The organism is Paenibacillus sp. FSL E2-0178 (assembly GCF_038593005.1).
Classification (GTDB): Bacteria; Bacillota; Bacilli; order Paenibacillales; family Paenibacillaceae; genus Paenibacillus_AQ; species Paenibacillus_AQ phytohabitans.
In genome coordinates, this window is sequence record NZ_CP151953.1 from 7,437,787 (window position 1) to 7,449,265 (window position 11,479).

An 11,479-nucleotide genomic window follows, 5' to 3' on the forward strand; every position below is an offset into this window, starting at 1 on the left:
AAAGGAAGCATCTATCTGTGGTAAGCTGTTTAGGACTCGAATCAGGGAGTGGACAGTCTTGAAGAGCTTTAACCATTTTGGCGTATATGGAATTTGCCAGCGTGACGGCAAGCTGCTGGTAATACATAAGGCAAGAGGGCCATACACCGGAAGATACGATCTGCCTGGCGGAAGACTTGAAGAGAACGAATCGCTGCTTGACGGCCTGGTCAGAGAATTCATGGAAGAGACCGGATTTGCAGTCAAGGCAGAACGAAATCTGGGCATATTCGATTTTTTTGTCCGTTATCAGGAGGATGACTTCACGCATATGCATCATCTGGCAGCGTTGTACCAGGTTGAATTGGATGGGGAGCAGGCGCCAGCAGCTATTTCAGCTTTTGCGGAACAGGATTCGAGTGGGATGGAATGGGTGGAATTAGCCCGGATCACGCTGGATTCGGCCTCACCGGCAGCTGTACTGGCAGCGAAGTGGCTTAGCGGGGATGGGCTGACTATGAGGACGGAATACTATGATTCTTGGGAATTGAAGACCTTGTAGAATCACTGGCAGCGCGGGAATCTCTTCAGCAGACAAGAAAAAAAGACGCCGGACAGGGCGCCTTCGACCACTCTATTAATTTATTGGGTCATATATGTTTCATTGAGGTGAATAGAGGGTATTATTATTAGGAATTAAATTCGGCAAATTTCATTAGGGCATAATTCACAGTGGCAGATGTCCTGAAGCATCGACAGATCCTTGATGACAATCATGCCGTTCTCATACTCTACAGCGTCTTTTTTACGCAGATCGCTCAGCATACGGTTAACACTTTCGCGGGTAGCGCCAATCATGTTGGACAGATCTGTATGCGTAATTTTTTTGTTGATCAGAATGCTGTCGCCGGTCTTCTCTCCATAGGTGTTGCCCAGACGGATCAGCGTAGAGCAGAGTGCACCCGGTTTGCCGTACATCATCAGATCGCGGAATTTCGTCTGCGTGAGACGGTGATGAATCCCCATCCATTTCATGAAGTCAATTGCGAAATCGCAGTGCTGGCAGATCAGAATCTCCAGATCCTTCTGCTCAATAACGCCGACTTCACTTTCTTCAATCACTTCGGCAGTGAAGCTATGCTTCGTGCTGAAGAACGGGTCTGCCTGACCAACCATGTCACCGGCCTGATACATATACAGGATTAGTTCCTTGCCTTCGTCAGTTGATTTGGTTAGTTTCACACGTCCACGTTTGATATAAAACAATTTATCCGAATAGTCGCCTTCCCAGAATAGGTGAGAGCCTTCAGGGACCATGCGCTCCTTCATTGTGACCAATAGCCGGTTAAAGTTCTGTTCGGAGAAACAGTTTGTATTGCCGCGGGCTTCGATAACATTATAATGTTCCTTTATCATAATCGACATCCCCTTTATTCCCTCAGTTTTTCAGTAAATTTTAAATTAATTATACATGTAAATTCCTCTTTATGGGTAAAAATTTTCGCGAAAAAGTGTCGAATTTTTTACATTGTGATAATTTTCACTTCATTTGTGTGAGATATGATATGTTTTCGCGCCAAAAGCGGGTCCATAACCTGTATTACAGGATATTATAGCAGCTGCCTCCTAATCTGGAAAGATCCTGGGAGCTTGCGGCTTTTTTTGTTTTTGCGGGAAAAAGCACTGAATTGTCTAAAATATTATACCCCACACTGCAGCATATCCCCATTTCCGTAAAAATGCACATAACTCCGTTATAAGCAGACCTTGGTCCTGAAGGTGCTTAGAGATACTCTGGAACTGAGCGTCCGTACCTCCGTGGACAACTGCGGGAAGGGCGGAATATTCCCCTAGAGAAGGAGAAATCAAATATGGCAAAAGTGGCGGACAAATATCTGAAGGTCGATTCGTGGGCGATTATAGAAGAGGGCTTTGATCCGGAGCGTAACCGGACCTCGGAATCCATCTTTTCACTGGGCAATGAGTATATGGGCGTGCGGGGGTATGCCGAAGAAGGGTACAGCGGAGATTCACTGCCTGGCAGTTACTTGAATGGGCTAAACGAGCAGATGGATGTCGGCAACCATTATAAGGGTATTATCCGGTCATTACGTTATATGGTAAATGCGGTGGACTGGCTGTATACCCGGATATCCGTTAATGGCTCACAACTCGATTTGGCCCATAGCAAGGTTACGAATTACTCCCGCAGACTGGATTTCCGTACCGGGACATACCGGAGGGAATTCATCTGGCATCTGCCGGACGGCAAACAGCTGCAGATCAGCTTCACGCGCCTGGTAAGTATGACATTGTCTCATCTGGGTCTGCAGCAGATCACCTTTGAGCCGCTTAACTTCACGGGGAGTGTAGATATCTGTGCAGGTCTTGATTTCAACATGATCCACGAAGAACATGGCCAGAGCATGTGGAAGCAGCTGCACAGCGGAGACGAAGGAGCGGTTACAGCTATTCTGGGAAGTACGCTGACAACCGGGAACAAACTGTTCTCCGGGTTTATGCTTCAGTCCTCCCAGCCTTTAAATACAGAGCTTGTGGAGCGTGACCGGTTCATCGGACGGAAATTCTCGCTTGAACTGTCTCAAGGAGAGCCGGCTTCCTTCACCAAGCTCGTCGTGAATGCGGCGGACAACGAAGCTTCCCGTACGGCGGATAGCCTCTGGGCTGAAGGTATGGAGCTTGCAGCAGGGGTAAGCGGCCTGGAAGAGCAACAGGTGTTTGCTGACCAAGCTTCTTACTGGAGCGGTATCTGGGCAACCAGCGATATCACTATTGAAGGCGATCCCGAGAACCAGCAGGGAATCCGGTTCTGCATTTTCCAGCTGTATCAGACCTATCATGGAGATCATCCGGGCTATAATATCGGTGCCAAAGGGCTGACAGGTGAAGCATACCGCGGTCTGGCCTTCTGGGATACGGAATCCTACTGCCTGCCGTTCTATATGTTCAATAATCCGAAGGCTGCCCGCAGCCTGCTGGAGTTCCGCTATAAGACACTGCCGGAAGCCATGCAGCGCGGGAAGGATGTGGATTGCCAAGGCGCTTTTTATCCCATTGCCACGATTGACGGGACTGAGAGCTGTGATCTGTGGCAGCACTCTAACCTTCAGCTGCATGTCGGAACAGCCGTTTCCTACGGCATCTGGCATTATGTGAAGAATACAGGTGACCGGGAATTCCTCTACAGCAAGGGCGCCGAGATGCTGATTCAGATCAGCCGCTTCTATGCGACCCGCGGCCAGTGGGGTCAGCGCAGCGGGGAATACGGTTATTTCGGCGTAATGGGACCTGACGAATTTCAGCTGATGGTCAACAATAACTGCTATATCAATCTGATGGCTAAGAAATTATTTGAATTCACACTCGAAACCATTGCCGAGATGAAGGTGAAGACGCCTGAAGCACATGCAGCCGTTGTTGCCAAAACGGAGCTCCGCGAAGAGGAATTGGCCGATTGGGACAACAAACGCGAGCATATGAAGATTCCGCTGGATACAGAGAGCGGGGTATATGAGGAGCATGACGGATTTTTTGATATGCCTCATATCGATATTCACTCGATTCCGGTGACCGAATTCCCGCTCTACTCGAACTGGTCGTATGACCGCCTGTACCGCTATGACATGATCAAGCAGCCGGATGTGCTGATGTTCATGTTCTTATATAACGGGCAGTTCTCCAGAGAAGCCAAGCTTGCGAATTATGAATACTACGAATCCAGATGTATCCATGAATCCTCACTCTCGCCGTCCATTCATTCCATTCTGGCCAGTGAAGTCGGCAAACATGAGGAAGCTTATCATTTCTTCGAGTTCGCAACCCGGCTGGATCTGGATAACTACAACCGCAATACCAGAGAAGGATTGCATACAACATCGATTGCAGCAGCCTGGATGAACATTGTGTACGGCTTCGGCGGCATGCGTTCTGATGGTGCCCGTCTGTCCTTCCAGCCTACACTGCCGCAGCGCTGGACCTCCTATAGCTTCCAGGTGAGGTATGAGGGCGTGCTGCTAGGAATTATTGTGAACAAAGATTCGGTCAGCTTCAGAGCCATAGAGGGTGGAAGCACTGAGGTTACTGTTTATGGTCAGCCGGTTCTAGTGGATGCTGCAGGCACGAAGCTTCCGCTCGGTGAAGGGATGATGGCATAATGAACTGGACCGTAAGCGAACGCAGCTTCGAACCTGGCAGAATTACGACCAACGGGAATAAATATATGACCGGTAACGGGTATATGGGCTTCCGGGGTGTGCTCGAGGAGTTCGGCAAGGAGCAGCTCACGGCGGTTACCTTGGCCGGGGTATACGACAGAGCGGGAGACAAATGGCGCGAGCCGGTGAATGCCCCGAACGGTATGTTCACTGTGGTCAGCTGTGACGGGAAAGTGCTTAGCGTTCTGGAGACGGAGCCGCTGGCTCATCTACAGAGCCTGGAACTCCGCGCAGCAGTCCACCGGCGGGAGACGGTGTTCAGTATCCGGGACGGCGGGCAGGTGACCCTCACAGCGGAGCGGTTCGTCAGCATGGATCAGCTGCATGTGCTGGCCGGTAAATGGACAATTCATAGTACGGTGGATTGCCGGATAGAGATTGAGACAGGGATTGACGGTGAGGTCTGGGATATCAATGGCCCCCATCTGGTTGAGCAGCGGAATCAGCTGAAGGAAGGCGTGCTCCTGGCAACGGCTGTTACCGGTGAACTACATCTGCCGGTGGCGGTTGCTGAGCAGGCGGATTTCGCGTTTGCGGAGCAGCGTATCGATGGGGAGGGAGCGCTCCGGACGGTTTCTTTTGACGCCAAGGCTGGAGAGACCTATGAATGGTACAAATATGTGGCTGTGTTCACCGGGATGGATATGGAGGGGGAACCTGCTGTACAGGCGGTACGAACAGTCAGGGCTGCGGCTGCGGCAGGTTATGCAGAGCTGCTGGCAGCCCATTGCCGGAAATGGGAAGAGCGATGGTTAAGCAGCGATGTGGTGATCGAAGGAGATGATGATGCGCAGTTTGCTCTCCGGTACAGCATTTATCAGCTGCTGATTATTGCGCCAACCTTATCTGAGAAAGTATCCATTCCTGCACGCGGCCTGTCCGGCCAAGTCTATAAAGGGGCTGTGTTCTGGGATACGGAAATGTTCATGCTGCCGTTCTTCCTGCATAGTGATCCCGGTATTGCCCGCAATCTGATGATGTACCGCATCCATACACTGGAGGGTGCCCGCCGTAAGGCTGCTGAGTATGGGTATCTGGGCGCTTTTTATGCCTGGGAGAGCCAGGATTCGGGAGATGACGCCTGCACGCTATTCAATGTGAATGATGTGTTTACCGGACGGCCGATGCGGACCTATTTCCGGGATAAGCAGGTGCATATCAGTGCAGATGTGGTGCACGGGATCTGGCAGTATATCCAGTTCACCGGAGATGACAGTATGCTTGCGGACGGCGGGGCTGAAGTCATCTGGGAGTGCGCACGCTTCTTGTACTCGTATGCTTATTATAATCCGGTGAAGAAACGTTATGAGATTCTGGATGTTACCGGACCGGATGAATATCATGAGCGGGTTAACAATAATGCGTTCACCAATGCTCTGGTGCAGGAGACACTGGAAATTGCACTGCGGACAGCGGGTCTGCTGCAGGACAGATATCCGGCTGTGTATGCGGAGCTGGCAGGGCAGTTTGCTCACGGGCCGTTCCTGGCTGAGTTCACAGATATGCTGGAGCATTTCTATGTTCCGCAGCCGGACCCGGAGACCCTGGTTATTGAACAGTTCGACCGCTATCTGAAGCTGGAAGAGGTTGCGCTGGCTGAGCTGAAATCACGGGTGATCAACAAACATGAATACTGGGGTGGAGGCAACGGGCTGGCCACCACCACAAGAATACTGAAGCAGGCTGATGTCGTGCTGATGCTGAACCTGTTCAAGGGCAAATTCAGTAAGGAAGTGAAGCAGGCCAACTGGGAATTCTATGAACCGCGTACCGAGCACGGATCAAGCCTCAGCCCGTGCATCTATGCACTTGTTGCCGCAGATATCGGCTCACCGGACTGGGGATATCCGTATTTCATGCGCACTGCCACTGTAGATCTTACCGGAGAATCGAAGCAGTATGTCGGCGATCTCTATATCGGCGGAACCCATCCGGCTGCGAACGGCGGTGCATGGATGGCAGCGGTGCTCGGCTTCGCAGGTATGCAGTTTGATGGTGTAACTGCTGTGATGAATCCGGCGCTGCCGAAGGCGTGGAAAGCTGTGGAGCTGCCGGTTGTGCTGCGCGGAGGCAGCTTCCGGCTGCAGATCAGCCTGGAGGAGATCACCGTTACCGCAGCGCCGGACAACAGTGAAGCTGTAGCATTCGCCGGCTTCGGCGGCGAACCGGAGCTGTGCCGTCCGGGTATGCAGCTGCGGCTGCGGGCTAAGGGTAAAGCGCAAGAGGCAGAACTTCAAATATTATCTAATAAGGAGGACATATAACAGATGCTGGAGCAAATGAAAGGTGCGATTTTTGATCTGGACGGTGTAATTGTAGATACGGCCAAATATCACTATCTTGCGTGGCGCTCGCTGGCAGAAGAGCTTGGATTCCAGTTCACGGAAGAGCATAATGAACGGCTCAAGGGTGTAAGCCGGATGAGATCACTGGATATCCTGCTGGAGATTGGCGGGCTGGAATTCCGTGAAGCGGAGAAGCTTGTCATGGCAGATAAGAAAAACCGCCTTTACGTGGAATACATCTCCGGACTGGATGAAGCGGAGCTGCTGCCTGGTGTCAAGGCATACCTCAGCGGTCTTAGAATGCGCGGTGTAGGGGTTGCCCTCGGTTCAGCCAGTAAGAATGCCGTATTTATACTGGATAAGCTGAATATTGCTGGGCTGTTCGATGCCGTTGTTGACGGCAATAAGGTGTCCCGGGCAAAGCCGGACCCGGAAGTGTTTCAGACTGCTTGCCGGGAACTGGGCCTGCAGCCGCAGGACTGCGTGGTATTCGAGGATGCCGAGGCCGGTGTAGCCGCCGGGAAAGCTGCGGGAATGCAGGTCGTTGGCATCGGGAAACGGGAAGTGCTGAAGGAGGCAGATCTGGTAGTATCCGGATTGCATGAACTGTAAGACCTTGATAGAATTGCCTAGAGGAACTTATTTCCTCTACTACCTATTCTATTATAGAAGGAAAGCTTGAGGGATGATGATGGAAACGTTATTGCTATGGCCTGAGGGTGCGCCTGGAGCGCTGGGAACCAGTGATGAGGACCAGCCCGCGATTACACCTTATTTAGTTGAAGGCAAGCAGAATGCCGCTGTTGTGATTTGTCCGGGAGGCGGCTATGCGATGCGTGCCGATCACGAGGGAGGGCCGGTTGCAGAATGGTTGAATACACTCGGAATTTCAGCGTTTGTGCTGCGCTACCGTGTTGCACCTTATAAATACCCGAGTGCGCTGCAGGATGCGCAAAGAGCGCTGCGCACGATCCGCTTCCGGGCGGATGAATTCGGAATTGATCCGGACCGGCTGGCCATTCTGGGCTTCTCCGCCGGTGGACATCTCGCTTCTGCAGCCGGTGTCCTGTATGATCTCGGAAATCCGGATCATCAGGAGCCGCTCGAACGGCTGTCCAGCCGGCCGGACCGGCTGATTCTATGCTACCCGGTCATTTCCATGACCGAAGGGGTAACACATCAGGGCTCGAAGACCAACCTGCTGGGCGAGAGCCCCAATGAGGAATTAGCTCAACGTCTAAGCAGCGAACGCCAAGTAACAGCGGAGACTCCGCCAACGTTCCTCTGGCATACCTCGGATGACGCCTCCGTTCCGCTCGAGAACAGCCTGCTGTTCGCAGGAGCACTGAGCCGCCATCATATTCCGTTCGATCTTCACATTTATGCACATGGGATACACGGAATTGGTTTAGGAGCCGATGAGCCGCATACACGGACGTGGACCGATGCCTGTGCCTCCTGGCTGGAATTGAACGGCTATACCAAAGCGTGAGCTTCTGCTTCTATGTCCGCGCCCAAAGGAGGTACATATTATGAAGCTTAGATTTTCACATGTGCATACACCGGAAGAAACCGCTGAGGTTGCCCGATTGGCGGCAGAAATATGGCGCGAACATTATGTCTCCCTTATCACTGCCGAGCAGATCGATTATATGCTTGGAAAGTTCCAATCGGTTCCGGCGATTACGGATCAGATCCATCATCAGGGTTATGAATATTACTTAATCCATAACGGTGAAGGCTCCACAGCCGGTTATATGTCGGCCAGACAAGAGGATGGAAAGCTCTTCTTGAGCAAGTTTTATATAGGCAAGGAGTACAGGGGTCGCAGCTATGCCAGCCAGGCATTGGCCTTCCTGGAGAAGCTGTGCCAAGAGCGAAACCTGACTCATATTTGGCTAACGGTCAATCGTGATAATGAATCCAGTATTGCAGTCTATAAGAAAAAAGGCTTTCGGACCCTAAGGGAACAAAAGGCTGATATCGGGCATGGATTCGTCATGGATGATTTTATTATGGAAAAAGAAATTCCGGTCCCCTGAGAGAGGAACGGCCTATTTATGAACAAGGACTCTTCCTATAATCAATCGGTGACCTATTGGAAACAATATCAAAAGTTTTTCCCTGATGACATGCAGATTAATGAAAACCACTTACCCACAGAAGAGTGGATGACCTGGAATAATGCTCATATTCACCTGGATCGTATGCCTGTTCCTGATGCACAATTGAAAATTATTTTCATTCATGGAGCTGGCGGTAACGGCAGGTTGCTCGCTCCTTATGCACGAATGCTGCAAGCTTATGGTTATGAAGTAGTGTCGCCGGATCTGCCGCCTTATGGTCTAAGCTATACCGATTCAGCGGAATTATTGGATTATCAGCTCTGGATTGACATCCTTAATGAATTGATCGATCAAGAGCTGAAACGGGACGGCAAGCCTATCATTCTGCTGGGCTCCAGTATTGGAGGCATGTTAGCTTATCACACTGCTGTACAAAGTAAACGGGTCAAAGGGTTAATTGCAACAACATTTGTGGATACGAGTGATTCAAAAGTTCGTGATCAGTTAGCTCCTAACAAACTCATTAGCCGGTTAGGGGGATGGTGTATGAATCAATTCCCTTCCCTATTAGACTCCTTGCAGATCTCTGTGAATAAAGTATCCCGGATGAAATGGATCACGAACAATGCTGAACTGACCAGACTCATTATGAATGATCCCCTTGCGGCAGGCACATCTATTCCCTTACGCTTACTAAGAACGTTCTTGAATATGAAACCGGTGATTAAACCTGAGGATTTTGAGGGTTGTCCGGTATTGCTCGTTCATCCTCAATTAGACCCTATGACTCCTTACCGCTTCAGTAAACCGTTTTATGATAATCTCAAAAGCAGAAAAGAATATGTGAGTTTAGAAGGCGCCGGCCATTTTCCGATTGAACAACGGGGGCTGGAGCAGATGATTGTTGCTGTGCTTGCTTTTTTGAGAACGATTGAGAACGAACCCGATAGAGAATGATTGTGATAAAACCAGTCTGACACGGTAGCTTCGTGTTATGGCTGGTTTTTGTTTAAATATAATAATGTTGAAACTCCATACAAATGAACATAAAGAACTTTGAAATAAACCTATGTAAGCGTTTGTAGGTTTGTTATATTATTGAAACTGGAGGTGTATCCAGATGTTGTCGATGCTTATTAAACCTATCGTTAAGCTGAACGTCAAGCAGCAGCTGATTCTGCTGTTCCTGATTATGATCTCGCCCATCCTGATTCTGAACAGCTACGGCAACTATAAGGCGGAAGAGATTCTCAAGCGCCATGTGACCAATGCCTATGTGGAGCTGAACAAGCAGAATTTCGCCATCATTAACAGAGACATTGATACGGTTAACAAAATAACGACGACCGTCATCCAGAATCCGATCCTGCAGCAGCTGAATATGAGCGGGGATGATCCGGTGCTGGAACGCGTTGAACGGTACGAAACTATTGAAAAGCTGCTGGGCAGCTACTCCCAGGGAGCCGAGCGGGGCGACGGGATTTACTATTCGCTGTACGTGTATGATCCGGACAACTATTACTTTTTCGCTCCCAATTTCCCGCAGGTGAAGAAGGCGGGGGTTTATTTTTTCTCCAAGGGTGAAATGCCTTATTGGTTCGAGCAGGTGGTGCAGCAGAAAGGCCACGGGTATCTGATGTTCACCGAGAAGCTCAGCCCGCAGGCCGAGGATCTGAAGACGCTCACTTATGTCAGGGCAGTTAATAACATCTATAGAGGTGCAGGCACGATCGGCGTGCTGGTGGTGACCAAGATGGAATCGAAGATCGGAGAGTCGCTGAAATCCATCTCCCTGCCGGACGGGGAAATTTATCTGACCGACATGAATAACCGTGTGCTTGCCTCTACTACGAATTCAACGGGGGAAGTTATCGCGCTGCCTGAGGGTTCTGAAGCAGGTGACCCGGAGGGGACCGAGGATATCATCACGGATGACTTCATCTATGTGGTGAACAACAATCACGCCTTCGAGCAGAAGCTGGTGTATAAGGTTCCGGTCAAGGCGCTGCTGCAGCAGCAGAACGAAATGAAACGTGTCATTCAATACATAACCGTTGCTTATGCGCTGTTTGGGCTGATCATTATCACCTACTTCTGGCGTTCGCTGATGACTCCTTTGCAGAAGCTGGCTTTTTTTGTGCGCAAGTATGAGCCTGGCAACCGCGTTCCCGAGACTCCCCGGAGAGGCAGCAATGATGAGGTCAGTGTGCTGATCGCTTCCACCTATGATATGGCCCGCAGGCTCAACAGCCTGATTATGTACAAATACCAGATGGAGATCAAGCAGAAGGAAGCCCAGCTACAGCTGCTCTACCAGCAGATCAATCCGCATTTACTGTACAACACCCTGGAGAGTATTTATTGGAAAAGCTCACTGGAGGGCAATGTGGAATCCGCGGAAATGATCAAGGAATTATCCAAGCTGATGAAGATCAGCTTAAGCCGGGGGAGAGAGCTGATCACGCTTGAGGAGGAGCTGGAGCATGCCAGTGCCTATATCAAGCTGCAGCAGCACCGGTATGACTATGTGTTCGCCGTCATCTGGAATATTGCCCCTGAAACCAAAAGCAATCTGATTCCCAAGATCACCCTGCAGCCGTTAATCGAAAATGCCATTATTCACGGTGTCAAAAATATGGATGAGGACGGCGAAATCATCATCACCTCCGTTCTGCAGAATGACAGGATTCTGATTACCATTGAAGATAACGGCTATAAGCAGGTCGATTATAAGGCAATTGACCATGTACTGAATGATGAAAGCCCCAACCCGGCCAGCGGATATGGTATACGCAATATCAATCAGCGTGTGCATCTGCATTTCGGCCCGGATTACGGGATCAGCTACGGACCGCGTACCGGCGGAGGAACCGTGGTGACAGTGACGCTTCCGAAATCAGAGACTATAGAGTAG

General features: G+C 50.4%; 9 protein-coding genes. 8 read left to right on the forward strand and 1 reads right to left on the reverse strand.

All coding sequences use genetic code 11. The features are described from left to right. Window positions 1-58: 58 nt before the first annotated feature. On the forward strand, window positions 59-541 hold the full coding sequence (locus MHI42_RS31885; RefSeq protein ID WP_342421795.1) for an NUDIX hydrolase: 483 nt from the start codon (window positions 59-61) through the stop codon (window positions 539-541). Window positions 542-675: 134 nt separating this feature from the next. Here MHI42_RS31885 and MHI42_RS31890 read toward each other — a convergent pair whose 3' ends face one another. After that, entirely contained in the window at window positions 676-1,392 is a 717-nt protein-coding gene (locus tag MHI42_RS31890; RefSeq protein ID WP_039295531.1) for a Crp/Fnr family transcriptional regulator, read from the reverse strand. A 458-nt stretch (window positions 1,393-1,850) separates the two neighbouring features. Between MHI42_RS31890 and MHI42_RS31895 the strand changes: the two genes are divergently transcribed. From MHI42_RS31895 to MHI42_RS31925, 7 genes are all read left to right on the forward strand, one after another. Continuing rightward, window positions 1,851-4,154 (forward strand): glycosyl hydrolase family 65 protein, encoded by a 2,304-nt coding sequence (locus MHI42_RS31895; RefSeq protein WP_342421796.1) that lies wholly within the window; start codon window positions 1,851-1,853, stop codon window positions 4,152-4,154. After that, on the forward strand, window positions 4,154-6,478 hold the full coding sequence (locus MHI42_RS31900) for a glycoside hydrolase family 65 protein (RefSeq protein WP_342421797.1): 2,325 nt from the start codon (window positions 4,154-4,156) through the stop codon (window positions 6,476-6,478). Before MHI42_RS31895 ends, MHI42_RS31900 begins: the two co-directional genes overlap by 1 nt. A gap of 3 nt (window positions 6,479-6,481) precedes the next feature. Beyond that, window positions 6,482-7,111, forward strand: coding sequence for a beta-phosphoglucomutase (gene pgmB / locus MHI42_RS31905; protein ID WP_342421798.1), 630 nt, complete (start codon window positions 6,482-6,484; stop codon window positions 7,109-7,111). Between the two features lie 79 nt (window positions 7,112-7,190). Next, on the forward strand, window positions 7,191-7,991 hold the full coding sequence (locus tag MHI42_RS31910) for an alpha/beta hydrolase (RefSeq protein ID WP_342424846.1): 801 nt from the start codon (window positions 7,191-7,193) through the stop codon (window positions 7,989-7,991). A gap of 40 nt (window positions 7,992-8,031) precedes the next feature. Then, on the forward strand, window positions 8,032-8,541 hold the full coding sequence (locus MHI42_RS31915) for a GNAT family N-acetyltransferase (RefSeq protein ID WP_342421799.1): 510 nt from the start codon (window positions 8,032-8,034) through the stop codon (window positions 8,539-8,541). 18 nt (window positions 8,542-8,559) lie between these two features. Next, window positions 8,560-9,522, forward strand: a complete 963-nt coding sequence (locus MHI42_RS31920) for an alpha/beta hydrolase (protein WP_342421800.1) — start codon at window positions 8,560-8,562, stop codon at window positions 9,520-9,522. A gap of 172 nt (window positions 9,523-9,694) precedes the next feature. Continuing rightward, window positions 9,695-11,479 carry a histidine kinase gene (locus MHI42_RS31925; RefSeq protein WP_342421801.1) on the forward strand — a complete coding sequence of 595 codons (1,785 nt, stop codon included), beginning with the start codon at window positions 9,695-9,697 and terminating at the stop codon, window positions 11,477-11,479.

What these genes read in the sequence shown, in the direction of transcription:
- MHI42_RS31910 (WP_342424846.1), top strand. Translation starts at nt 7,191, where the DNA reads ATGGAAACGTTATTGCTATGGCCTGAGGGTGCGCCTGGAGCGCTGGGA.
- MHI42_RS31925 (WP_342421801.1), top strand. Translation starts at nt 9,695, where the DNA reads ATGCTTATTAAACCTATCGTTAAGCTGAACGTCAAGCAGCAGCTGATT.
- MHI42_RS31900 (WP_342421797.1), top strand. Translation starts at nt 4,154, where the DNA reads ATGAACTGGACCGTAAGCGAACGCAGCTTCGAACCTGGCAGAATTACG.
- pgmB (WP_342421798.1), top strand. Translation starts at nt 6,482, where the DNA reads ATGCTGGAGCAAATGAAAGGTGCGATTTTTGATCTGGACGGTGTAATT.
- MHI42_RS31915 (WP_342421799.1), top strand. Translation starts at nt 8,032, where the DNA reads ATGAAGCTTAGATTTTCACATGTGCATACACCGGAAGAAACCGCTGAG.
- MHI42_RS31920 (WP_342421800.1), top strand. Translation starts at nt 8,560, where the DNA reads ATGAACAAGGACTCTTCCTATAATCAATCGGTGACCTATTGGAAACAA.
- MHI42_RS31895 (WP_342421796.1), top strand. Translation starts at nt 1,851, where the DNA reads ATGGCAAAAGTGGCGGACAAATATCTGAAGGTCGATTCGTGGGCGATT.